The following is a 22,031-nucleotide window of genomic DNA, read 5'->3' as shown; positions in this document are numbered from 1 at the left end:
CCCCTATAGTAAAATCGAAAACTTGTTGAATTGTTTTGTTACGACAAGCTGCTTTAATTCATCCAACTGCTCGGTGCAAACTTGTTCCAGTCCAGCCGTTTTTTCGTTCCGTGACCTACCGGGTAAATCGTGATGATATAGCGGATTTCCTGCTTCTATGTACACTTCTGGCTTTTTCCTTTGGCCAAATGAATAATAAAAGCTAATCGGGACGACCGGTGTATGCGGACAGTGTTCCAATACATATGTAACGCCTGGTTGAAAGCCTAGCGGACGCATTTCTAAATGAAATTCATCTCCTTGTGGAAACATCCAGACACTCTTTCCACCTTCTAATAACTGTTGCGCATATTGGAGGGATTGCAGGATATCTTTTGGATGATTGCGGTTAATGGAAAAGGCTCCTAATCTTTTAAAATACGGATACTGCTTTAACCCTGATTCATGCATCATGATATAGAGGTCTCCAGGAAGGACGGTTCGGCTTAGATGAAAAAAGATGAGTCCGTCCCACCAAGAACTATGATTCGCGATATAAATTGCCGGCGTTGTTGGAAGGGTTCCTTTGGAATATAAATGGATTTGATCAAAGGACCGTCGTAATAAACGTTGATGATAAAGGGAAAACATGGAGTGGAATAGTCGGTTTTTATTGGCACGGATCATGTTGCTTCCCTCCTTCTTAAGGCGAGTAATAGGATGAAGCTGGCTAATAGAGCAGTGAGCGAGCTTGCTAGCCAAAGTTTTCCGAGTAGACCTAATAAGATGAACATCCCAATCATTAGCGCAAATAAAAGAACCATGCGTTTTTCCCATCTTATATTTTGATTTGTGTCTTTCTTCCATTTGAGAATGAACAAAAGAAACAAATGAAGGACAAAGGCGACCAGAAACCAGCCGACAAAATTACTAAAAGGGATCCCATAGTACACGCCTGTTTCTTCCCATAGCCAATATTGTTTCACTTTATAGGAAACCGGATCGATGATTAAATCGATGACCACCGCGATGCATCCTCCGACAATGGCATATAAGAGCCCGCCATGTGGAACGATTTTTTTTGCCAATACATGAGATGTTCCCATCACCATCAGCCATGCGAACCCAATCGCAATGGGGACTCCGAATAAATTGGGGGCGAATTTTTCTGTGTAGCCATATTGTCCGAACAAAATACTGTAGGCAGAGCCGAGGTATTCAATAAGAAAGGAAGACGAAAATATGACACTACTAATCAAGAGCCCGTACTGCCAATTAAACTTCTTGATGAAAAAGATCACCCCTAACAATCCGGCCAACACCAAAAACATGGCATTGGCCCATTCTAGCCACGGCGCTATCCAATCAAAGCTAAGAAGGATGATTCCGCATGCATACCAAAAAAGGAATACTTTATATAAGACTTCATCCAATGTCATGTATATATGATACCTCCCTAAATGAATATATCTATACAAACATTGTACAATATATGTACAAATATTGAAAATGGTTTTTGTTTAAAGGGAAGGCTCACGAATCGTACACATATTTAGCGAAGTATCTACTCATTTTTTACGCAACATAAAATAAACCGGCCTGCTGTCGGTAGGATCTGTAGGATTCAATGCGAGATTGGTCGTCAATATACTAGGCACATGTTCCGTCACTTGTCATAAGATAAGGGTATATGGAATGGGGAGGTCTTTTTAGATGTATGATTATATAGCGAATGATCAGGAAGAGAATCGTCAGCAGGACTTGATACACAAGTTAGAACAGGCGATTAATGGGGAGTATAGCGCCATCTTGTGTTACGAGAAACTAGCTAGGATGGCTCCTAACGAAACAGAGCGGAAGCAAATCCTTGAAATCAGGGAAGATGAGATGAAACATTTTCAGGTGTTTTCACAAATCTACATCAATCTGACAGGATACCAGCCAACACCGAAAGTGACGGAAACATGCCCGGATTCATATAAAGCAGGCTTGGAGTTTGCCCTTGTGGATGAACAGAAAACCGTGGATTTTTATTTGGAAACAGCAGATGGTGCAGCAGACCGGTCGGTAAGAAAGGCATTTCGTCGTGCTGCCGCAGATGAGCAAAACCATGCCGTGTGGTTTTTGTATTATATGGTGAAAAATAAATAGAAAGAGCGCCGAAAGCGGTGCTCTTTCTATTTATGATAGGGAGGTCTTCTCGATTGGAGCAGGTGCCTTCGGTGAAAAGGTCAGTGAAACAATTCCACATAAAAGCAGCCCAACACCAAACCAGTTAAGCAAGCTCAGGCTCTCGCCGACAAGAAAGACACCAAGAAGTGCCGCTACCAATGGTTCCGCGAGTGACAGCGATACGGCAGTTGATGATGGGACGGATAGGAGGCCTTTGTTAAAAAGCAAGTAAGCCAAAGCTGTCGCAAAAAGGCCAAGGTGAAGGCTGATGGCCAACCCATTAGTGGAGCTGATCCAGCTACTATCAAAGATGAATAGCATAGGCGACAATAGCAAGGCACTTAAAGTAAAGATGACCGCAGCCGTTGCTTCTGGAGGCTGTTTGCCCAGAATTTTCTTGCTTACGAGTGTATACACGCTAAAGGACGCCCCGGCACCAAGTGCAAGTAGGATACCAATTGGGTCAATTGGTCCTTGCCCTTCATTGGCAAAAAGAAGTAAGCATCCCGCAATCGACAAACCTGTCGCCAGCCACCAAATCATGGAAGGTTGTTTTTTTTCAATCACCCATTCAAGGAAACCGGCAATGATCGGAGCGCTGCTCAGTGTAATGATGGTACCAATGGCGATTCCGGTGAGGCTGACACCCATGAAAAAAAGCGGTTGATAACAAGCCATGCCTAGCGTGGCCAAGAGTGTTTCCTTTACTGGCCAATTATGGACCGTTACTTTCCTTTGCAAGAAAGCGATAAGTACGAGAACAATTCCTCCGAAAGCGAGGCGGACCGCACCAATTGCAAAGGGATGGGCGCCATCCGGGGCGAATGATTGGGCGGTTCCCGTCGTTCCCCACAGCATGGCACCCATGATGACGAACAGATACCCAGACTTATCTCTCATTTACTCTCTCCTATTGGTATAATTTTATTATTCTGATAATATTACCATACTATTTGAGTGGAAATCGAAGAGAAAGGCCATTTGTTCGGGAGATAGGAACATAGTATACTAGTCTCACAGTAGTTCATAGAAGATATAGGAGGAAATAGTGATGTCATCAAGTACTAAAAATAATCAAATCGGTCCCGCTCGGTTTGCCGTTGCTATTCACTCTCTGGTTTGGCTGGCGCAAAGTGGGAAGCTGCTGACGAGTTCCGTGATTGCATCAAAGGTCCATTCACATGCTACGTTTTTACGGAGGGTGATGGCCCAGCTTGCGGTAGCTGGAATCGTCGAGACCAAGGAAGGGCGTGAAGGTGGATATAGTCTTCATGTACCCGCCGATATCCTGACCTTGGCAGATGTATATCTGGCAGTGCGACCGGAATGTCTTGATTTCCTGGATACGAGTGAATGCGGGGAAGTCGGGAAACAGCTTGATCATGCTTTGGAAGAAATCATGAATGAGGCAGAACAGGAAACCCTGAAGCTCTTGAAAGGGTACACGCTAGAACAGTTCATGGACAAAATTGATTTTTCCGAAAGTGGGTACCTAGGCTAATATCCTTGCAGAAGGATATTCTGCCCTATATAATGTGCTTAAAGTAATTGCATTAATTCAAGGAGGGTCTTAACATGAAGGTGGAAATTTGGTCGGATTATCAATGTCCGTTTTGTTATATTGGAAAGCGTCGTTTCGAGGATGCGTTGAATCAATTTGAAAATAAGGATCAGGTCGAGGTTGAATTCCGTAGTTTTGAGTTGAATCCGGAAGCGGAACGGGATATCAATATGAGCCAAAGTGAGATGTTGGCGAAGAAATACGGCATGTCACAGGCTCAGGTGGAAGCCAACAGCCAAAATATGACCCAACAAGCTGCAGAGTTGGGGCTTGACTATCATTTAGACAAAGTCGTCTTGACGAATTCCTTTGATGCTCACCGCTTGATGCATTTTGCCGAATCAAAAGGAAAAGGGAAAGAAATGAATGAACGTCTGTTCAAAGCATACTTCACGGAAGGCAAGCATATCGGCGACCATGCCACATTGGCGGATTTGGCAGAAGAAGTCGGTCTTGATCAGTCTGAAGTGGAAAAGATGTTAGCGGGCACAGCCTTCACGGCGGAAGTAAGGGGCAACGAACAAGAAGGAAGTTTGCTTGGGATTACGGGAGTTCCATTCTATGTGATCAACCGAAAGTACGGCGTCTCAGGAGCTCAGCCTGCCGAAGCGTTTTTAGATACATTGAGGAAGGTATGGGCAGAGGAAAACCCGTTGCAAATGGTGAATGATACAGGGGATGCTTGCACGGATGGTTCTTGTAGCGTACCGGAAAAGTAAACGCTACGAATGGAGACTTGGACATGTTCTGAGTCTCTTTTTTTATGTAAAGGATCCCGGGGATACGGAAAGAAGCTTCTTTTTTATAGTTTGATAGACTGAAAATTTGTATAATGGGGATAAGACTATAGATGAAGCATACATATGGAGGGTCATGAATGAGTAAGCTTAACGGCAGGACAGTTGCTCTTTTGGGAGCAAGGAAAATGGAAGAACTCAGTAAAATCGTTGATAATCTAGGGGGCGTCCCGCTTGTCCGGTCAGCACAAGGCACGGTATATCTGGATGATTCCCATCTGGAGGAGGATGTTACCCGTTTAATAGAAGGAGAGTTCGATTGGATCATTCTTACGACGGGAGTGGGCACGGAACTCTTATATAATACCGCTGTAAGAATGGAAGCGGGGGACCGTTTTATAGAAGCTTTGCAAAAAATGAAGATTGCCGTTCGTGGGTATAAAACGAAAAACCTGCTTAAGAAGCTTGGCCTGGAGCCTGACGTCCGTGATGATGATGGCAGTACGGCAGGATTGGTTCGCAATCTTGATGGACATTTGCTCGGCGGTGTGAAAGTCGCCTTGCAACTGCATGGAGATCCGGCACCGCTTTTGATGAACTGGTTGGATGAACAAAAAGTCGAACATAAAGAGATATTGCCCTATGAACATATTGCCCCGGAAACCGAAACGATGCATCTCTTAATTGGGGAAATCCTCGATGGGAAAATAGATGCCGTTGTGTTCACGAGTGCGCCCCAGCCTCGAAATTTGATGAGATTTGCCCGTGAACTAGGTGTGGAAAAACGCTTAATTGACCGCTTTGCAACGGATGTCGTGGCCCTGGCTGTCGGTAAAGTGACGGCGCAAGTCATCATCGAGGCAGGGATCGACCGGGTCATCTATCCAGAAGATCAACGGATGGGCAGTGCGATGGTCGAGCTGGTGAAGTTTTATACGAGTTAAATGAAATCTATCGTAAAGCGTTAGTCTTCTAATCTTTCATTCAGTAAGCCGCCGATCGATGACAGGGGGGAAGCCTTATATGGAATGGACTATTGGTGATGTATTGTGGCAATTATTTTTCCTGGGACTTCTTGTATTACTGGTTGTGATGATCGTGAAAATCATTCGTTTTTTTCAAAAACATACGAAAGGCGTTTCCAGCGTGGAAAAGAAGACGAAAGAACTTGAGGGACGCATCAATAAAGACAAAAAGTGAAGAGGACCCGGTTATATTACATACAATCTTTACTTCCTTCCTAAATGGGGTAGAGTACCTAAGTAACTTTTTCTTGGGGGGGAAGTATATATGAAACGTACCGGTGAATTTGTGTTAAGCATTATTGGAGTATCGATCGCAGCCATTTCCTTACTTGTGGGAATCATTACGGCTGTCTACACCAGCACGGTCGACCTAACGGAACTGGTTGAATACTCATTAGGTTCCGACGTGGAGATGGCGGCTTCCGAAATGGAGATGACACTCCAACTGTTCCATGTACTATTGTGGGGAGGAATTGTATCGTTGGCGTTTGCTCTGCTAGGTGGACTGATTGCCATCATTCTCTTGAAAAAAGGCAGAGTGAAAGCGGCCGGTATTGTATTCATCATTATCGGCATTCTTACCCTATTCCATATATGGCCACTGATCTTCTTCATCGTGCCGGGAATTATGTGCCTAGTAAGGAAAGATGGAATCCAAAATGAAGAGATTGAATATAACCAGTATTAAGTATCATTCTCCATGTCTAGTTGTTTACATCAAATGAAGGGGCGCATTCGATTTACTTTATCGAATGCGCTTCTTGCTAGGTTGCATAAAGTACCAAACTGAACGGAGGAATCGAACCAATTGTTCCTTTGTCTGTTTATTATCTGTTGCCTCATTCTACCATCTGAAAGGATAATTCAACCGCTATAACGAATAATTCAATAATATGCCAAAGTTAGGGGGAAATGTGGGCATTTGTATGAAGTGATTATGTCCTTACTGTGATATAATGACTAGACTAAAACACAAGAGAGAGGGACTTCGATTGGAAAAAAGCAAAGAGGTTTTTTCGTGGGTTAAAGCGATTGGGATTGCGGTCGTATTGGCTTTTCTGATTCGAACATATATATTTGCCCCTATAGTCGTGGATGGGGAATCTATGATGCCGACTTTACAAGATCATGAAAGAATTGTGCTCACTAAGTTTGGCACGAGTATTGGTAGCATTGACCGATTTGATATTGTCGTCTTCCATGCAACGGAAGATAAAGATTACATAAAACGGGTGATTGGCCTACCGGGTGATCATATTGAATATAAGGATGACACGCTTTATATTAATGGCAAGAAATATGATGAACCCTATTTAGATGAATATAAAGAAGAAATGGGCGGGGAGCCATTGACTGGTTCTTTCAAGCTTGAGGAAGTGTCAGGCAGCATGACCGTACCGGATGATCACCTGTTCGTGATGGGGGACAACCGCCAGAATAGTCTGGACAGCCGTGAAATCGGACCCGTTTCCATAGAGGAAATAGTCGGTAAGGCGAATTTGGTGTATTGGCCGATCAAGGAATTTAAAATCGTGAAATAAAAGGAACGGACTCGACAATCGAGTCCGTTCTTTCGTTATGTTTTAGAAATCCGCGTTTCGCCTGCACCATCTTGGATGATGCGTGTTTTGAAATCGACTTCTATCATGAGAGGATGGATTTCTGCATATTGCTCTGAAAAAATCCACCGTCGTCCTGGTTTGCCCAACAATAGAAATGCCCCTTCGCTACCCATGAAAGTAAGACCATCGGGATTCAAGGATTCATCATCCCGGATTGGGATATCCTTGTTGATCAGCTGTTGGCCAACCCCCTCGACATCCGGAGTCGTCAGATTGATTTCCCCGATGTTTAATAAAGAGTTCATTGAAAAAGGCTCATTGCTCTCGGATGCGATGGAATGCCTTGCAATGAACTCGACAACATTATGGCTAGGGTCGGTGAAATAAAGCGAATGGGCATGGATATGGCTGAAGTACACTTCATCAACCCCCTCTTCCCTATTTAAAGGAGTGCGTGCGGTGATCCATTTCTTCGCCTCATTGAATTGATTGGAAGGGATGTTGAAGGCCAAATGATAGAATGGCTTGCTACCGCTATTGGCTTCAGTGAAAATCAATTCACTTGCCCCTATCTTTATCGAAAAGCTATTAGGTGTCTCTCCGAGTAATTTGGCGCCAAGCCGGTTCAGATAAAAAGCTTTTGTTTTTGCTAGAGAATTTGAAGCGAGGTTTACTTTGTTGATCAGCATAACTTCACACCCCTTTTCCTTATTTCTTCCATTATAAAATAATTCGGCTGGATAAGCGCCAAAAGGAAATTTAACTGCAAATTTTGAAGTTTTTTTTAGAAAAACCACTCATTTGGGTTAAATTGGGTTATTCTATAAGATAGAAGTAATCACGTTAACCAGACCCGTACCGAAATTGGATTACTTCTTACATAGGGTGTCTGAGATGGAGTACGAAGAATGGACATGGTAAAAGAGTTAATTTCAAACTATGGTTATTTTGCGATATATGGACTTTTAGCATTAGGGATCATCGGGTTGCCTGTTCCCGATGAGTTCATGATGACGTTTGTCGGCTATTTGGCTTCTATTTCTGTTTTGAATGTACAAGGTGCATTCTTTGTCAGCTTTCTAGGTTCGGTTTCGGGGATGTTGGTCAGTTATTTCATCGGGAAAAAAATTGGCAAGCCTTTCCTAAGGAAACATGGAAGGTGGATTCGGATGACTCCGACACGGTTGGAGAGTCTTGAGAGATGGTTTAATAAATACGGACCGTGGACCCTTATCATCGCCTATTTCATTCCGGGAATCCGCCATTTTGCCAGTTATTTTTCTGGAATGAATGGAATGGGTAAACGCAAATATTGTATCTTTGCTGGTGTAGGGGCATTCAGTTGGTGCTTGGTGTTTACTGCTGTTGGCTATTTCATTGGTGTTTTGACTTAAAGGATAATGGGGCTTGCCTGGCAACAAAGACTGGTTCCTTTATATATGATGGAGATCCGTTCTGTTCGTGGAAGCGGGTCTATTTTTTATGAGTGGATTGTGATTGAATCATGTACCTGTTTTATGAGCGTCAAATTACGGGAATAAGAAAGAATGGTCTCAACACTTGGCGATACATATAGAAATAGTGATAAAATGAGAAATATATGAAAAAGGGAGTTGTCATGATTTGAGTGAATTGAATTGGCGCGAAGAAGTAGAAAAAAGAAAAATGGACCTTTTGGTCGATACACAGAACCTATTGAAGATAAAGAGTGTATTGGATGAAAGCCAAGCAACAGAGGAGGCTCCATTTGGCAAAGGAGTCAAGGAAGCATTGGATTATATGCTCCAGTTAGCGGAAAAAGACGGATTTACCGTGAAAAATGTCGATAATGTTGCCGGGCATATTGAAATGGGCGAGGGTGAGGAGTTAATCGGGATTTTATGTCATGTCGATGTAGTTCCTGAAGGAGATGGCTGGAGCTCTGATCCATTTGGCGCCGAGATACGCAACGGGCGGATTTACGCGCGTGGGGCAATCGACGATAAAGGGCCGACGATGGCGGCTTATCATGCCATGAAACTTGTCCGGGAGCTTGGCAAGCCATTGAACAAGCGTGTTCGAATGATCATTGGTACGGATGAGGAATCAGATTGGCGTTGTGTCGATCGTTATTTCGAAGTGGAGGAAATGCCGACGATGGGCTTTGCCCCGGATGCAGATTTCCCTATCATCAGTGCGGAAAAAGGAATCTGGGATTATTCCATCATTCAGCCAGCGGATGCAGGTCCCGGAACGAATTCAGAAGTGAATGTTTTGGAATTTTCTTCAGGACGAAGAACGAATATGGTACCCGACTTCGCAACGGCCATTGTGGAAGCGGCCAACCCTGCTGAAATCGTTGCAGGCTACCAGAACTATTTACAAAGATATTCGCTGAAAGGACAGGCTGTGCCACAAAAAAATCAAGTCCTACTAGAACTGAATGGGGTTTCAGCCCATGCGATGGAACCGAAAAATGGAGTCAATGCGGGTCTGCATTTAGCTGTGTTCTTGGCGGACTTATCACTAGATCCCCATGCAAAATCCTATTTCACTTTCATCAAGGATTATCTATTTGAAGATTCCCGTGGAACTAAGTTGGGTGTCGCCTATACGGATGAACAAACAGGTGAATTGACGATCAATGCGGGCACATTCAATTATTCGAAACAAGGCGATAGCTCCATCGGATTCAGTATGCGTTACCCGGTCACATATGAATGGGAAAAGCAAAAAGAAGCGTTAGAACAAAAGCTTTCCACATATAATCTACGTGTGGAATCCAATTCGCTTTCGACTCCTCACTATGTGAACAGTGATAGCTTCTTGATCAAGACGCTCCAAGAAGTGTATGAAGCGGAAACGGGTGAACAAGCGGAGCTCCTTTCCATCGGCGGCGGAACATATGCCCGCTCATTGAAGGAAGGCGTCGCATTCGGCCCTCTATTCCCAGGTAGTGAGGATATCGCGCACCAAAAGGATGAGTATATCGATATAGAAGATATGCTGAAGGCAACGGCCATTTATGCCCGTGCCATTCATGAACTAGCCAAATAAGAGGGTAAGAAGGAGTAAGACATGGGGAAGATCATTTATAACGGTGAATTGAAAGACCGGTCTGCCATCCAGATAGATGTCGAGGATCGAGGATACCAGTTCGGCGATGGTGTTTATGAAGTCATCCGTGTTTATAACGGAAAACTATTTGCAGCCGACATGCATCTAAACCGACTCATGGACAGCGCGAAACTGATTCAACTGAAGGTTCCTTTTACAGTGGCGGAGATCAAGGAGAAGACAATAGAACTGATTACTGCAGAGAATCTGGACTATGGTATTGTCTACATGCAATTGACGAGAGGCACTTCGCCCCGTAATCACGCATTTCCAATAGGTGAAGTAGACCCTGTTTTTGTCGCTTATACCAAGGACATGCCATATACAGGAAGTAAGCCTGGGGTTAAAGCTGTCACGGTTGAGGATATCCGCTGGTTACGTTGCAACATCAAGAGCTTGAATTTACTAGGTAATATATTGGCTAAGCAGCAAGCCGTTGAAGCAGGCTGTGACGAAGCGATCCAACATCGGGATGGAACGGTTACGGAGGGAAGTTCATCCAATGTGGCAATCATCGTGAAGGGTACGCTGAAGACGCACCCGGCAACGAATCTGATCCTGAATGGGATTACCCGCCAGATCCTACTTAAGCTGTGCAACGATAAGGGCATTTCTTATGTTGAAGAACCTTTCACCCTCTCGGACATGATGGATGCGGATGAAGTCCTGTATACAAGCACAGGCGTTGAAATCACGCCAATCACCGCAATCGATGGGCAATTGATTGGGGATGGAAAGGCCGGAAGCATCACACTCCAACTACAAAAGTTATTTACACAGGAAATCGAGTGGCAATGTGGTAGTTTAACTGAATAGATTCCCAATCCCCCTGTCTGAATGGAGGCAGGGGGATTTCTATGTGTACATTTTTCGAAACGCAACATGCTCATGAACCCGTTCTCTATACGGTCCTTTTTTAGTAAGCATCCATTTTGACATTTTCAAACTACAGGCATATACTTTTTCATATCAAAAGTTTACCTTGCGCAACTTTTTAAGCCGCGTTTAAAAAGGAGTTGGAGTGCATGTCTTCTTTACATGGAGATACGAGAGGCTTTAAAAAGCTGCTCCCCTTTTTAGGGCCAGCTTTTATAGCCGCCGTTGCTTACATTGATCCAGGGAATTACGCAACGAACATTGCCGCGGGTTCAAAATATGGCTATACGTTATTATGGGTTATTCTTGCGTCCAATTTAATGGCGGTCTTGATACAGTCCTTGTCTGCAAAATTAGGAATAGCAACAGGGAAAAACCTTCCTGAACTATGCCGTGAGACATTTTCCAAAAAGTCTTCGTTCTTATTATGGATTCAAGCTGAAATCGTCATAATGGCGACGGATTTAGCCGAGTTTATCGGAGCGGCACTCGGGATTTATTTACTGTTCGATCTTCCGCTTATCACTTCTGCGCTTATTGCGGCAATCGGGTCATTTGCCATTTTAGAGTTTCAGCGCAGGGGATACCGTACATTTGAAGCGTTGATCACAGGGATGATATTCGTGGTGGTGCTTGCTTTTGGCGCCCAAGTTTTTTATGCAAAACCGGATACCTCAGCACTCCTTATGGGGCTTCTTACACCCAAGTTCGAAGGAGTCGATAGCATTTTACTATCAGCTGGGATGCTTGGGGCGACTGTCATGCCACATGCGATATATCTACATTCTTCTCTGACGCAAAAGCGAATCGTTGGGAAGGACGAAATGGAAAGGAAACGGATTTTTCGTTTCGAGTTTATCGATATCGTCATTGCCATGCTCATAGCGGGTGCCATCAATGCTGCCATGCTAGTGGTTTCGGCTGCATTGTTTCATAAAAGTGGGGTGCTTGTAGAAGATTTGGATGTGGCCTATGACCAATTTGCCTTGATGCTAGGGCCATCTGTTGCCATGTTTTTTGGAATCGGCTTATTGTTTGCCGGTCTATCAAGCTCGTCCGTCGGTATGCTCACAGGGGATGTCGTCATGCAGGGGTTCATAAAAAAACATATCCCCATCTATTTGAGAAGGCTGATCACGACGATTCCTCCATTAGTGATCATTTTGATGGGAGTGAATCCGTCCAAAGCACTCGTAATGAGTCAAGTCGTACTATCGTTTGGGATTGCATTTGCGCTCATTCCACTCATATGGTTTACAAGTGATAAGAAGATCATGGGCAATCTAGTCAATCACAAAGTGACGTCGGGCTGTGCCTGGATCATCGCTGTCCTCATTATCGGACTGAACCTGTTTTTGCTATATGAGACGCTACTTGGGTAATACCATTAAAATCGGATAAAGCAAAGGGGAGGACCAGCTGATGGTCCTTCTCTTTTGCTTTCCTTTCCTAAGGAAGGTGTAAGAAGCGGGGGTAGCCTAATGGAAGAGCGATGGATATACGAATTGTTGTAGTCATAAGGTGGCATGAATAATGGGGAAAAGGGGAGACTGAGAAGGGCTCCGCGTTTGATGCTACTAGGGAAGTTTTTGCGTGGGAATTATGGTAAAATTATATAGAAAACGGGAAGGGATGTTAGTGTCCGATGAATACTCATTTTTTCTTTGCTTTAGTACTGCCAGATGATATAAAGCGTCATTTACATAACCAGACAGATGAAGTGAAATCGGCGTTTCCATTTAAGAAATGGTTACATCCAGCCGATTATCATATTACGATGGCATTTCTGGGAAATGCCGAAGATACAATGAAAGAAGAAGCGCTGGAAAAAATAAAACGTGCACTCTCCAATGAACAGTCGTTTGAGCTCGAGGTAGAGGGGATCGATGTTTTTGGTAAAAAAGAGAGCCCGCGTATTTTGTGGGCAGGCGTCAAACAGGAAGAAAGGCTGACTTCCATCCAAAAGAAAATCTATGCATCATGCGTAGAGGCAGGTTTTGAATTGGACAAAAAACCGTTCAAACCGCATATTACTCTGGCCAGGAAATTCGAGGGTGAGACCCCTTTTTCCATCAATGAGGCCCGTCAGCTGGCAAATCCGGAAGCGAAAGCATTTCAAGCTTCCCAAATAGCCCTTTATCAGACACATCTTGGGGCATCCCCTTCATACGAACCAGTATATACAATAAACCTTCAATAATAGAGGAAGATGGGTGGTGGTCGAATGGCACAGCTCATAAAAATACAGGATTACATTTCCCGGTATGAGCAGGATATTTATCGATATCCGTCACAATTTGCAAAGTTAAAAAAACAACAGTGGGATAAACTGCAGGCCGCCTATCACGCAGGTGAGCTAGAACAGCTGTACAGCCAACCGGATGAAGAACAAACCCTGTTCAAAGGCACGACGACGGAGGAAGAGCCAAAGGGGCTCTTCCGTAAAGTAAAAGGATTGTTCCAAAGGTCGGACGGTCAAGAGAAAGAGGCCGAAGAAATTCATATACCGAACACCGTGATCAATCATAATGTCTTTTCGTTAAGGGTTCCTGCAAATCCAGCAAACTTGGATGAGCTTAAGCAGAATTTCTTAAACCAGTTACTTCGTTTCCAGATGAAATGGGGCAGCTCGACGCTTCGTGAAAGGTCTTATGTGGACCAATCATTCTTTCTAGAAGAAAAACTCCGCTTTTTCCTGCAGCGTTTTCCTGATACATTTCTTGTTTTATATAAACCTATCTTTCTATTGAAAAATGCTCCGATCGAAGTCGATGTCATTTTGCTTACGCCGGTGGATGTGTGGTGCATCACCTTTCTGGAAGCGGAAGAGGATGCAGCCTTTATTGGATCGAGCGATCGGTTTTGGCTACGGCGGCATCATAAGTATCCGGACAAAAAAGTTCTCAATCCTTTCTTGGCCGTTAACCGGATGGGAAGTATTGTTTCCCAGTTATTTGAACTGTATGAAGTGAATCTACCGATAAAAAAAGTGGTCCTTTCGCGGAGTGGCTATATGGATTACCCGGAGACTCCATACGACATTGATTTATTGGATAAGCGGACTTTTCCGGAATGGTTTGACAGGATGCGGTCGATATCTTCCCCGCTTAAGGCGCAGCAGCTAAAAGGGGCACAGGCTCTCTTGGATTATTGCCAAACGACTTCAAGCATACGTCCGGAATGGGATGCCAATCAACAACAGGATTCATAATCGTTGGAGGGGATCGTTAGCCTCATAAACGGAGCGGATGCATTCCCTTATGCAACCACTGGCCCCTCATTCCAGGTGGTTCGGAAATGACTATGTAAGAGGTGTTCAGAAACGGCTAATCGAATGAATTGCTTTCTTATTTTTTTGTATGATGTCTGCAATCACCTATCAAGTGAACCGCTCTCCTTAAATAAATGATTGAATTTTTTATAAGCGGGTAAATTAATTTATCTATTCATTTTATTGAAAAATTATTTTTACATACCTTCAAGGGCCTAAGGAACTGATGGGAAAGAGCTCCCTTGAGCTACGGGAGTCGATGACATCTCAATCTTTTAAAGCATCGACCGTACTTCCTGACTGCATGATGGAAAGGTGTAAATGAAGAACGTGGACTCTATTTCAAGGTAAAGTGAGAGCCGTTTAGAATTTTCGATCCTCCAAAGGTCAGGCAGATGGAGAAAATGTCGGGATGAATGAGGTAGAAGTAGGGGTCCTGAAGGAGAAATTTCGGGTCATGTTCAAGGGTAGTCAATGCTTATCCTTTTCGAAATGATTCCTTTGTACTTGTTTTATGGGTATAATCGTTTTATAGTACTTGACGAAGAAACCATATTTCAACTAAAATTTAATTTATGGCTATTGTTAGATTGCTCAATAGCTATTTTTTATTTTCTTATCATAATGATGTTTTATTGCGGGATTAGTTCCGATGCACGTATACATGCAGCTACGCCAACAGGCGGGTTCTTTAATAAACATTAGGTAGTGGTATTACATACACTAGGTGAACGTACTTACATTTGTATGATTAAGCGAGGAAATCGAAGGTGAGCCAGTTGGAACATTTAATAGGTCAGGAGTGGGATATATCCCCTGCTGGAGGAGCTACGGGAGAAGCGTTCATTGCCGAGAAAGATGGGCAAAAGCTGTTCCTGAAACGAAATTCATCGCCATTTTTAGCTGTTCTTTCGGCCGAGGGCATTGTTCCAAAATTAGTGTGGACAAAACGCCTCGCAAATGGGGATGTGATTACGGCCCAGCATTGGATGGAAGGTAGGGAGCTAACTCAAGCAGAAATGGCCAAAGAGAGGGTTGCCAAACTGCTTCAGAAAATACATCAATCCGACCCTTTATTAAGCATGCTTAAAAGGCTTGGTAAAAGTCCTTTACGGCCTGAAAGTATACTTACAGACATAGAAAACGGTTTATCTTTAGAGGTGAATAACCTAATGATCATCAAGCAGGCCATTCAATTTCTAGAGAACAATCTACTGTTGATTGAATGCGATGAGAATGTCGTGTGCCATTGCGACGTGAACCATAATAATTGGCTTATGACCGAAACCGACGGATTGTTTTTAATTGATTGGGATGCTCCGGTCATTGGTGATCCAGCCATCGATCTTGGCATGCTATTGTATTCTTATGTGCCACGCGGTGAATGGGAACAATGGTTAGCCCGTTACGGTAAAAAGCTGGATGCGGGATTGGAAATGAGGATGAAATGGCACACAGTTTCCCAACTCGTGCTTTCCATCCAGTGGCATCATAGTAGAGAGCGGTACGAGGAAAGAAATGATTTACTGATGAAACTAGAATCCCTATTAATGGACGGTTAATTAAATTGATCGATGTCATCAATCCATTGGGACAAATCGTCCTGATGGGAATTGATATGTGCCTCTAAATCCGAGGCTCCGATGCCTGTCTGGCTATATTCGTAAATTTCTTTTAGTATCGTTTTTACATTTTGATCGATATCGGCATTGACCATCAATGATTTGACAAGCCTTTCAACTTGTTCATATTCGGCGACGGAACCGCAGCAGTCCGTGTTTTGGTTGTATAAAATGTCTTTTAACAGATGTAATTGGTTTTCATGGGAAAGCGGCATATTATCGCTCCTTTCTAATTATGAAATCAACTGGATCCCTAAAGATTTTTTTGCTGTTCTCTTGATTATGGTGTGTGTTGCAAAAAGTTTTATACATGATAATCGCAGAGACTGCCGCCTGGATGGCCGGCAGTTTTTTTGTTTAATGAGGGAATGGAGCAGTCCGATTACGAGAAAATGAACTTGCAGGAATCCATAATCTCGTGTTATGGTTTGAACGATTATATTATAAATAGGGGTGTCATCATGCGTTTAAGAAATAAACCTTGGGCTGAAGACCGTTTGAATGAATATCCGCAATATGTGATTCAGCAGCCAGTGAGCCATAAAGGTAAATGGCATGAAGTATTCGGTAACGATAATCCGTTATATATTGAAGTAGGTACGGGAAAAGGCCGTTTTATTACAGAAATGGCAAAAGCCCATCCTGATGTGAATTTCATTGGAATTGAAGTATATAGAAGTGTAATCGTTGCGGCACTCGATTTGCTTATTGAAGCGGATGTGCCAAACTTAAAGCTGTTGAACGTGGATGCAGCCAATTTAGCAGATTACTTTGCAAAAGGTGACGTGGACCGCGTTTATTTGAACTTCTCCGATCCATGGCCGAAATCGCGTCACGCGAAGCGCCGGTTAACGTATAAGACCTTCCTTGAAACGTATGAAAGCATTCTTCCGGATCAAGGGGAAATCCACTTTAAAACGGATAACCAAGGTCTGTTCGAGTCATCCTTGAAGAGCATTTCCGAGTATGGCATGCTGTTGAAATATGTGAGTCTTGATTTGCATAACAGTGATTTCGAAGGCAATATCATGACGGAATACGAAGAGAAGTTCTCAAGTAAAGGCAATGTGATCTACCGTTTAGAAGCAAAATACCGGTAACGTGCAAAAAAAACCAGGCGATGGGCGTCTGGTTTTTTTGTTTGGAGTAGCCTTTATTGGAAAGTAGTGATCACTCCGTATCTTTTCAACTTTTGATAGATGTTCGATCGGCTGATGCCAAGTAATTGTGCAGCTTCTGTCTTATTTCCTTTTGTTTGTGCGAGAGCTTCAAGTAAAATTTCTTTTTCGGTATCTTCAATTTGTTTCTTTGGGAAAAGGGTCTTGGTTGGATAAGATGGGTTTAGTGTGTTTTGGTTTGGCTGCGGGGTAGTGGTTTCTAATTGGATATGGTAGTCGGTTATCCAGTTTTCTGAACAAAAGTGATAGGCACGTTCTAACACATTTTCAAGCTGTGCACATTGCCTGGCCAATTATATTTTTGTAGCTTCTGAAAGGCATCCGTCGTTACACCGATGACGCCTTTAGGATTATAGCGCTGAAATTTTTGCATGAAATGCTCACATAAAATCGGTATGTCTTCCAGTCTTTTTCGGAGTGGAGGGATTTCAAGTTGGATGACATTGAGCCGGTAATAGAGATCTTCCCGAAATTTCCCTTCTTTAATGAGTTGGAGGAGGTTCCGGTTGGTCGATGCGAGAATCCGAACATCGGATTTGCGTGTTTTAGTGCCGCCGACGCGCTCATACTCTTTTTCCTGTAATACGCGTAGAAGCTTTACCTGAAGGGATAGCGGCATTTCACCAATCTCATCAAGCAAGAGAGTGCCACCTTCCGCAAGCATTACCTGCTGGAAAGTAGGGGCACCTTTTAGGTGTCTTGTTTTTTTCTGGGAAAGAGTTACATGTTATCAATTTCAATAAATGGGAGCAGATGTTAAACTGAAGGGTGAGGAGGGGATAAAATGGAAACTTTACAAATAGGGGAAATCAAATTAACATGGCTGAATGGTGGCGTGACCCACCTGGATGGTGGAGCGATGTTCGGTGTCGTACCGAAACCACTGTGGTCCAAGAAATATCCGGTCAATGAAAATAACCAGATTGAATTGCGGACAGATCCGATACTCGTTCAAGTGAACGGATTAAATATGTTGATAGACTCCGGGATCGGGAATGGAAAGCTGAACGACAAACAGAAACGGAATTTTGGCGTGACGGATGAGTCCGGGCTCATAGAGGATTTAGGTCGGCTCGGGATCAAACCAAATGAAATCGATTACATTCTAATGACCCACCTACATTTCGACCATGCCTGTGGGTTGACTAAGCCTGAAGGAGATTCACTGGTCCCGGTTTTCGAACGTGCCGAAATCATCACGACCCAAATCGAATGGGATGAAATGCAGCAACCCAATATCCGCTCAAAAAGTACATACTGGAAGGAAAACTGGGAGGCGATTGCCCACCTTGTCCGTCCTTTTGAAGGAGAACGTGAAATCACGGAAGGCATTAAAATGATTCATACCGGCGGACATAGTGATGGACATGCCATCATCCTGGTTGAAGACGGTAAGGACAAGCTGATCCATTTAGCCGATATCATGCCAACGCACGCCCATGCGAATGTCCTGTGGGTACTGGCTTATGACGACTACCCAATGACTTCGATCTCGGCAAAGGAAAAGTGGATGAAATATGGTCTGGAGAACGGGGCCTGGTACAGCTTTTATCATGATGCCCAGTATTGTGCCATCAAGTGGGATGAAACGGGTAAAGAGGTAAAGGATGAAGTGAAACGGAAACGGTAAGTCATAGAAAAAGGAGGCGATTTGGGTCGCCTCCTTTTTTTGTTCAATCATGTTGTGCATTCAATTCCAATATCGTCCCGGTAGTAGCATCTGCAATGAATTCAAATTGTTCGCGGTTACCATCGGTATTTCTAGTGATGCCGCCTTTATATACTTGGTAGTCCAAATCATTTTTTTGATAGGTTTCGGGTTTCATTAAAATCCAAGATCCATATATACTTCCATCTTTTCTGACTGTTTCCTTCACCTGCGCCAATACTTTGTCAGGAGAAGGCGTATTTGTTTGATTCAAAATTTGTTTTGTAGCATAGCCTGTAGCGAAGCCGGCTGCTGCCCCCAATAGAAACGTTTTCCAATTCATGAATTTCTCCTCCATTGCTTTTTATTACTCACTCTATCTAGTATACATAAGAAGTCTTTCTTTGACTAACGATTTGAAATTTTACCCATTTGCTGATAAATTAAAACATGCTAGGTGGTAACTATCGTCTAAGTTAGGTAAAATAGATAGGAAATCAAAGTAGTTAAGGGGTAGAGATATGGATCAAGAGACTTTAACACTATTTAAAACATTGACGGAATTACCAGGGGCTTCAGGAAATGAGCATGCCGTGCGTAATTTTATGAGAAGTGAGCTTGAAAAATATTCAGATGAAATCGTTCAGGACCGCCTTGGAAGTATCTTTGGCGTAAAAAGAGGAAATGAAGAAGGCCCAACTGTAATGGTGGCTGGACATATGGACGAAGTGGGCTTCATGGTCACTTCTGTTACGGAAAATGGCATGATCCGCTTCCAAACACTTGGAGGTTGGTGGAGTCAGGTTCTTTTGGCACAACGAGTGGAAATTATTACGGACAACGGGCCGGTAATCGGGGTCATTGGTTCCATACCTCCGCATTTGCTTGATGAATCGCAGCGTTCGAAACCTATGGATATCAAGAATATGTTGATAGATATCGGTGCGGATGACCAGGAGGATGTGAAGCGGATCGGGGTTAAGCCTGGTCAGCAGATTGTTCCGATTTGCCCTTTCACGCCGATGGCCAACGAAAAGAAAATCCTTGCTAAAGCATGGGATAATCGCTATGGTTGCGGTCTTGCGATTGAACTATTGAAGGATTTGAAGGATGAAAAATTACAGAATATTTTATATTCGGGTGCGACGGTTCAGGAAGAAGTGGGATTACGGGGTGCCCAAACGGCTGCACATATGATCAAACCGGATATCTTCTTCGCCTTGGATGCAAGCCCGGCAAATGATATGTCCGGCAATAAAAGTGAATTTGGACAGCTGGGTAAAGGTGCATTATTGCGTATTTTAGACCGGACGATGGTCACACATCGCGGAATGAGGGAATTCATCCTCGATACGGCCGAATCCAATGATATTCCTTATCAATATTTTGTTTCTCAAGGCGGAACGGATGCAGGAAAGGTCCACATTGCCAATGATGGGATTCCAAGCGGCGTGATTGGGATTTGCTCACGTTACATTCATACCCATGCATCGATGATCCATATTGATGATTATGCGGCTGCCCGTGAATTGATTGGGAAGTTGGTCCGCGCTTGCGATAAAACGACATTTGAGACATTGAAGAATAACGGATGATAATGAAAGCTGAAATGGAGGGGACACCCTTCCATCAGCTTTTTTTGCATAGAGGGAAGGGCATACATATGAAAATTGTAGTAGGCAGTACAAACCCGGCGAAAGTGCAGGCCGTGATTAACATCTATAAAGAAGCAGAAGTCATCTCGCTACAGGTGGAAAGTGGGGTTTCGGAACAACCATTTTCAGATGAAGAGACCATGAACGGGGCTGTGAACCGGGCCAGAAATTGCTTGCTTGAAAAGGGGGCCGATATCGGAATCGGTCTCGAAGGTGGCGTGGTTAAAATGGAACGCGGCTTATTCGTATGCAACTGGGGGGCAATGGCCACGAAGGATGGCGATATCTTCATTGCCGGAGGCGCGAGAATTCCCCTCCCCGGAATGATTGCGGATCGCTTGGAAAACGGGGAAGAGCTCGGTCCGATTATGGACGATTTCACCAAGAAAGCGAATATCCGCAAGAAAGAAGGGGCTATCGGGGTATTTACGAATGAACGGATTACCCGTGCCGATATGTTCGGAAATATCATGGAAATGCTTGCGGGGCAGTATGAATATAAGAAAAACCATCAATAAAAGAGACTGTCAGAACAAAGCAGAAACAGACAGGATTTAGGATATCGGTGCTGATAATATAGAAAACAAGGGAGGGGAAAGCCATATGGGGTGGGTAGAATCCATTCAGAAGGCCCTTGACTATATAGAGGAGCATTTAATCGACGACTTGACCATCGAGAACATTTCTAGTCAGGCGAATGCATCAGCCTTTCATTTTCAGCGGACGTTCACCATCTTGACGGACATTTCCGTTGGAGAATACATCAGGCGCCGTAGATTGACATTGGCTGCCCAGGAACTTGTAAGCACCAATGGCAAGGTCATTGATGTAGCCTATAAATATGGCTATGACACTCCCGAGGCTTTTTCAAAAGCTTTTCGGCGGCAGCATGGAGTACCTCCTAGCGAAGCCCGAAAGTATATGGGAAAGCTGACATTCTATGAACGCCTGGTTATCCAGGTGCTTCTAAAAGGGGCGGAACCGATGAAGTATAATATCGTGGAAAGAGATTCTTTTCGAGTGGTCGGTATCAAGCGGGAGTTTTCACTAGAGAACGAAGAAAATCTGATAGGAATCCCGAAGCTTTGGGACGAAGTGAACTCGGATGGTACCAGCAATCGGTTAGGAAAATTGAATAACGGCCGAATCAAAGGGTTGCTAGGGATATGTGTCGATTCCCCTGAAGATGAGCGGAATTCAATCGATTATTGGGTGGCCACGGAGTATGACGGAAGCGTCCCAAAAGATTATTCTGGCTTGACGATACCTGCATCCAAGTGGGTTGTGTTCGAGGTCAGTGGACCGATGCCCGAGGCGATGCAAAAGGTTTGGAAACACATCTTTTCCGAATGGTTTCCGGCAAGCGGACATGAACATGCAGGAACACCGGAAATGGAAGTGTACGTTGAAGATGATGCTTCAGCCGCAGATTATTACTCCGAGATATGGATCCCTATTAAGAGATAAAGGATGGGCTTGTAGGCAAAGACTGTGTCCCACAAGCTTTTTTTATACATGTAAAAAGCACTCCATAAGAGTGCCCAGACTGTAGATAAACTCGATGAAAATCGACTTTGCCTACAGTTTTTTTTGTTTTAAAATAGAAGTATTAAAACTTGGAGTGATGAGGATGCTTTCGAAACATAATT

27 protein-coding genes are annotated in these 22,031 nt (G+C 43.7%); 19 read left to right on the top strand and 8 right to left on the bottom strand.

Translation table 11 applies throughout. The features are described from left to right. Positions 1 to 3 precede the first annotated feature (3 nt). Positions 4 to 666: a lysophospholipid acyltransferase family protein gene (locus ACQKIC_RS00135; protein ID WP_402986676.1), complete on the bottom strand. Its 663-nt coding sequence runs from the start codon at positions 664 to 666 to the stop codon at positions 4 to 6. After that, positions 663 to 1,418 carry a carotenoid biosynthesis protein gene (locus ACQKIC_RS00130; RefSeq protein WP_402986674.1) on the bottom strand — a complete coding sequence of 252 codons (756 nt, stop codon included), beginning with the start codon at positions 1,416 to 1,418 and terminating at the stop codon, positions 663 to 665. Before ACQKIC_RS00130 ends, ACQKIC_RS00135 begins: the two co-directional genes overlap by 4 nt. 274 nt (positions 1,419 to 1,692) lie before the next feature. Here ACQKIC_RS00130 and ACQKIC_RS00125 point away from each other — a divergent pair, with 274 nt between their 5' ends. After that, a complete protein-coding gene (locus ACQKIC_RS00125; RefSeq protein WP_402957805.1) occupies positions 1,693 to 2,130 on the top strand; it encodes a ferritin-like domain-containing protein in 438 nt (145 codons plus the stop codon). Between the two features lie 30 nt (positions 2,131 to 2,160). Here the strand turns inward: ACQKIC_RS00125 and ACQKIC_RS00120 are convergent, their stop codons facing one another. After that, entirely contained in the window at positions 2,161 to 3,051 is an 891-nt protein-coding gene (locus ACQKIC_RS00120; RefSeq protein ID WP_427590660.1) for a DMT family transporter, read from the bottom strand. Positions 3,052 to 3,202: 151 nt separating this feature from the next. Here ACQKIC_RS00120 and ACQKIC_RS00115 point away from each other — a divergent pair, with 151 nt between their 5' ends. From ACQKIC_RS00115 to lepB, 6 genes are all read left to right on the top strand, one after another. Continuing rightward, complete coding sequence (locus tag ACQKIC_RS00115) at positions 3,203 to 3,652, top strand: RrF2 family transcriptional regulator (RefSeq protein WP_402874780.1); 450 nt, start codon at positions 3,203 to 3,205, stop codon at positions 3,650 to 3,652. A 74-nt stretch (positions 3,653 to 3,726) separates the two neighbouring features. After that, positions 3,727 to 4,431: a DsbA family oxidoreductase gene (locus ACQKIC_RS00110; RefSeq protein ID WP_427590659.1), complete on the top strand. Its 705-nt coding sequence runs from the start codon at positions 3,727 to 3,729 to the stop codon at positions 4,429 to 4,431. A 158-nt stretch (positions 4,432 to 4,589) separates the two neighbouring features. After that, positions 4,590 to 5,393 carry a uroporphyrinogen-III synthase gene (locus ACQKIC_RS00105; RefSeq protein WP_402874786.1) on the top strand — a complete coding sequence of 268 codons (804 nt, stop codon included), beginning with the start codon at positions 4,590 to 4,592 and terminating at the stop codon, positions 5,391 to 5,393. 79 nt (positions 5,394 to 5,472) lie between these two features. Then, on the top strand, positions 5,473 to 5,649 hold the full coding sequence (locus ACQKIC_RS00100; protein WP_427590658.1) for a DUF4083 domain-containing protein: 177 nt from the start codon (positions 5,473 to 5,475) through the stop codon (positions 5,647 to 5,649). Between the two features lie 90 nt (positions 5,650 to 5,739). Further along, the gene (locus ACQKIC_RS00095; RefSeq protein WP_427590657.1) at positions 5,740 to 6,162 is read left to right on the top strand and encodes a DUF4064 domain-containing protein; all 423 of its coding nucleotides are present in this window, start codon (positions 5,740 to 5,742) and stop codon (positions 6,160 to 6,162) included. Positions 6,163 to 6,466: 304 nt separating this feature from the next. Then, positions 6,467 to 7,015, top strand: coding sequence for a signal peptidase I (lepB, locus tag ACQKIC_RS00090; RefSeq protein WP_402986666.1), 549 nt, complete (start codon positions 6,467 to 6,469; stop codon positions 7,013 to 7,015). A gap of 35 nt (positions 7,016 to 7,050) precedes the next feature. On the opposite strand, the gene ACQKIC_RS00085 is transcribed toward lepB, so the two are convergent. Beyond that, entirely contained in the window at positions 7,051 to 7,725 is a 675-nt protein-coding gene (locus ACQKIC_RS00085; protein ID WP_427590656.1) for a VOC family protein, read from the bottom strand. Between the two features lie 219 nt (positions 7,726 to 7,944). Here ACQKIC_RS00085 and ACQKIC_RS00080 point away from each other — a divergent pair, with 219 nt between their 5' ends. The 7 genes from ACQKIC_RS00080 to ACQKIC_RS00050 all read left to right on the top strand — a co-directional run bounded on the left by ACQKIC_RS00080 (position 7,945) and on the right by ACQKIC_RS00050 (position 15,841). Further along, positions 7,945 to 8,430, top strand: coding sequence for a DedA family protein (locus ACQKIC_RS00080; RefSeq protein WP_402874802.1), 486 nt, complete (start codon positions 7,945 to 7,947; stop codon positions 8,428 to 8,430). A 229-nt stretch (positions 8,431 to 8,659) separates the two neighbouring features. Next, entirely contained in the window at positions 8,660 to 10,072 is a 1,413-nt protein-coding gene (gene pepV / locus ACQKIC_RS00075; protein WP_402874805.1) for a dipeptidase PepV, read from the top strand. A gap of 21 nt (positions 10,073 to 10,093) precedes the next feature. Beyond that, positions 10,094 to 10,948: a D-amino-acid transaminase gene (gene dat / locus ACQKIC_RS00070; protein WP_427590655.1), complete on the top strand. Its 855-nt coding sequence runs from the start codon at positions 10,094 to 10,096 to the stop codon at positions 10,946 to 10,948. Positions 10,949 to 11,157: 209 nt separating this feature from the next. Next, complete coding sequence (locus ACQKIC_RS00065) at positions 11,158 to 12,390, top strand: Nramp family divalent metal transporter (protein ID WP_427590654.1); 1,233 nt, start codon at positions 11,158 to 11,160, stop codon at positions 12,388 to 12,390. Between the two features lie 263 nt (positions 12,391 to 12,653). Beyond that, positions 12,654 to 13,208 (top strand): RNA 2',3'-cyclic phosphodiesterase, encoded by a 555-nt coding sequence (thpR, locus tag ACQKIC_RS00060; RefSeq protein WP_427590653.1) that lies wholly within the window; start codon positions 12,654 to 12,656, stop codon positions 13,206 to 13,208. A gap of 24 nt (positions 13,209 to 13,232) precedes the next feature. Continuing rightward, entirely contained in the window at positions 13,233 to 14,219 is a 987-nt protein-coding gene (locus tag ACQKIC_RS00055; RefSeq protein WP_427590652.1) for an NERD domain-containing protein, read from the top strand. Between the two features lie 839 nt (positions 14,220 to 15,058). Further along, entirely contained in the window at positions 15,059 to 15,841 is a 783-nt protein-coding gene (locus ACQKIC_RS00050; protein ID WP_402874818.1) for a phosphotransferase, read from the top strand. Here the strand turns inward: ACQKIC_RS00050 and ACQKIC_RS00045 are convergent. Further along, positions 15,838 to 16,116, bottom strand: a complete 279-nt coding sequence (locus tag ACQKIC_RS00045) for a YtzH-like family protein (RefSeq protein WP_407406261.1) — start codon at positions 16,114 to 16,116, stop codon at positions 15,838 to 15,840. The two genes, ACQKIC_RS00050 and ACQKIC_RS00045, sit on opposite strands and share 4 nt — an antisense overlap. 246 nt (positions 16,117 to 16,362) lie before the next feature. Here ACQKIC_RS00045 and trmB point away from each other — a divergent pair, with 246 nt between their 5' ends. Further along, positions 16,363 to 17,001: a tRNA (guanosine(46)-N7)-methyltransferase TrmB gene (gene trmB, locus ACQKIC_RS00040; RefSeq protein WP_402874824.1), complete on the top strand. Its 639-nt coding sequence runs from the start codon at positions 16,363 to 16,365 to the stop codon at positions 16,999 to 17,001. Positions 17,002 to 17,054: 53 nt separating this feature from the next. Here the strand turns inward: trmB and ACQKIC_RS00035 are convergent, their stop codons facing one another. Together ACQKIC_RS00035 and ACQKIC_RS00030 are read right to left on the bottom strand one after the other, a co-directional pair. After that, a complete protein-coding gene (locus ACQKIC_RS00035) occupies positions 17,055 to 17,372 on the bottom strand; it encodes a helix-turn-helix domain-containing protein (RefSeq protein WP_427590651.1) in 318 nt (105 codons plus the stop codon). Further along, complete coding sequence (locus tag ACQKIC_RS00030) at positions 17,336 to 17,719, bottom strand: sigma 54-interacting transcriptional regulator (RefSeq protein WP_427590650.1); 384 nt, start codon at positions 17,717 to 17,719, stop codon at positions 17,336 to 17,338. The genes ACQKIC_RS00035 and ACQKIC_RS00030 overlap by 37 nt, the downstream gene beginning before the upstream one ends. A 144-nt stretch (positions 17,720 to 17,863) precedes the next feature. Here ACQKIC_RS00030 and ACQKIC_RS00025 point away from each other — a divergent pair, with 144 nt between their 5' ends. Then, a complete protein-coding gene (locus ACQKIC_RS00025; RefSeq protein WP_402957769.1) occupies positions 17,864 to 18,709 on the top strand; it encodes a YtnP family quorum-quenching lactonase in 846 nt (281 codons plus the stop codon). Positions 18,710 to 18,752: 43 nt separating this feature from the next. On the opposite strand, the gene ACQKIC_RS00020 is transcribed toward ACQKIC_RS00025, so the two are convergent. Further along, positions 18,753 to 19,070 (bottom strand): PepSY domain-containing protein, encoded by a 318-nt coding sequence (locus tag ACQKIC_RS00020; RefSeq protein WP_402874856.1) that lies wholly within the window; start codon positions 19,068 to 19,070, stop codon positions 18,753 to 18,755. A gap of 178 nt (positions 19,071 to 19,248) precedes the next feature. Between ACQKIC_RS00020 and ACQKIC_RS00015 the strand changes: the two genes are divergently transcribed. The 3 genes from ACQKIC_RS00015 (at position 19,249) to ACQKIC_RS00005 (ending at position 21,849) form a co-directional block, all read left to right on the top strand. Further along, positions 19,249 to 20,322, top strand: a complete 1,074-nt coding sequence (locus ACQKIC_RS00015; RefSeq protein ID WP_402874859.1) for a M42 family metallopeptidase — start codon at positions 19,249 to 19,251, stop codon at positions 20,320 to 20,322. Between the two features lie 68 nt (positions 20,323 to 20,390). Beyond that, positions 20,391 to 20,900 carry a DUF84 family protein gene (locus ACQKIC_RS00010; RefSeq protein ID WP_402874861.1) on the top strand — a complete coding sequence of 170 codons (510 nt, stop codon included), beginning with the start codon at positions 20,391 to 20,393 and terminating at the stop codon, positions 20,898 to 20,900. Between the two features lie 85 nt (positions 20,901 to 20,985). Continuing rightward, positions 20,986 to 21,849, top strand: coding sequence for an AraC family transcriptional regulator (locus ACQKIC_RS00005; protein WP_427590648.1), 864 nt, complete (start codon positions 20,986 to 20,988; stop codon positions 21,847 to 21,849). The last annotated feature ends 182 nt before the right edge of the window (positions 21,850 to 22,031 follow it).

It is taken from the genome of Peribacillus sp. NPDC046944 (assembly GCF_050272735.1).
Classification (GTDB): Bacteria; Bacillota; Bacilli; order Bacillales; family DSM-1321; genus Peribacillus.
Note: the sequence above shows the minus strand (reverse complement) of the source record. Positions and strands in the feature narration are given on the sequence as shown.

Excerpts from the sequence above, each read along its gene's own strand:
- ACQKIC_RS00135 (WP_402986676.1), bottom strand. The coding sequence starts at position 666 with ATGATCCGTGCCAATAAAAACCGACTATTCCACTCCATGTTTTCCCTT.
- ACQKIC_RS00105 (WP_402874786.1), top strand. The coding sequence starts at position 4,590 with ATGAGTAAGCTTAACGGCAGGACAGTTGCTCTTTTGGGAGCAAGGAAA.
- ACQKIC_RS00055 (WP_427590652.1), top strand. The coding sequence starts at position 13,233 with ATGGCACAGCTCATAAAAATACAGGATTACATTTCCCGGTATGAGCAG.
- thpR (WP_427590653.1), top strand. The coding sequence starts at position 12,654 with ATGAATACTCATTTTTTCTTTGCTTTAGTACTGCCAGATGATATAAAG.
- dat (WP_427590655.1), top strand. The coding sequence starts at position 10,094 with ATGGGGAAGATCATTTATAACGGTGAATTGAAAGACCGGTCTGCCATC.
- ACQKIC_RS00110 (WP_427590659.1), top strand. The coding sequence starts at position 3,727 with ATGAAGGTGGAAATTTGGTCGGATTATCAATGTCCGTTTTGTTATATT.
- ACQKIC_RS00125 (WP_402957805.1), top strand. The coding sequence starts at position 1,693 with ATGTATGATTATATAGCGAATGATCAGGAAGAGAATCGTCAGCAGGAC.
- ACQKIC_RS00025 (WP_402957769.1), top strand. The coding sequence starts at position 17,864 with ATGGAAACTTTACAAATAGGGGAAATCAAATTAACATGGCTGAATGGT.
- ACQKIC_RS00010 (WP_402874861.1), top strand. The coding sequence starts at position 20,391 with ATGAAAATTGTAGTAGGCAGTACAAACCCGGCGAAAGTGCAGGCCGTG.
- ACQKIC_RS00100 (WP_427590658.1), top strand. The coding sequence starts at position 5,473 with ATGGAATGGACTATTGGTGATGTATTGTGGCAATTATTTTTCCTGGGA.
- ACQKIC_RS00015 (WP_402874859.1), top strand. The coding sequence starts at position 19,249 with ATGGATCAAGAGACTTTAACACTATTTAAAACATTGACGGAATTACCA.
- ACQKIC_RS00020 (WP_402874856.1), bottom strand. The coding sequence starts at position 19,070 with ATGAATTGGAAAACGTTTCTATTGGGGGCAGCAGCCGGCTTCGCTACA.
- ACQKIC_RS00115 (WP_402874780.1), top strand. The coding sequence starts at position 3,203 with ATGTCATCAAGTACTAAAAATAATCAAATCGGTCCCGCTCGGTTTGCC.
- ACQKIC_RS00005 (WP_427590648.1), top strand. The coding sequence starts at position 20,986 with ATGGGGTGGGTAGAATCCATTCAGAAGGCCCTTGACTATATAGAGGAG.
- ACQKIC_RS00095 (WP_427590657.1), top strand. The coding sequence starts at position 5,740 with ATGAAACGTACCGGTGAATTTGTGTTAAGCATTATTGGAGTATCGATC.
- trmB (WP_402874824.1), top strand. The coding sequence starts at position 16,363 with ATGCGTTTAAGAAATAAACCTTGGGCTGAAGACCGTTTGAATGAATAT.
- ACQKIC_RS00045 (WP_407406261.1), bottom strand. The coding sequence starts at position 16,116 with ATGCCGCTTTCCCATGAAAACCAATTACATCTGTTAAAAGACATTTTA.
- ACQKIC_RS00085 (WP_427590656.1), bottom strand. The coding sequence starts at position 7,725 with ATGCTGATCAACAAAGTAAACCTCGCTTCAAATTCTCTAGCAAAAACA.
- ACQKIC_RS00080 (WP_402874802.1), top strand. The coding sequence starts at position 7,945 with ATGGACATGGTAAAAGAGTTAATTTCAAACTATGGTTATTTTGCGATA.
- ACQKIC_RS00120 (WP_427590660.1), bottom strand. The coding sequence starts at position 3,051 with ATGAGAGATAAGTCTGGGTATCTGTTCGTCATCATGGGTGCCATGCTG.
- ACQKIC_RS00130 (WP_402986674.1), bottom strand. The coding sequence starts at position 1,418 with ATGACATTGGATGAAGTCTTATATAAAGTATTCCTTTTTTGGTATGCA.
- ACQKIC_RS00065 (WP_427590654.1), top strand. The coding sequence starts at position 11,158 with ATGTCTTCTTTACATGGAGATACGAGAGGCTTTAAAAAGCTGCTCCCC.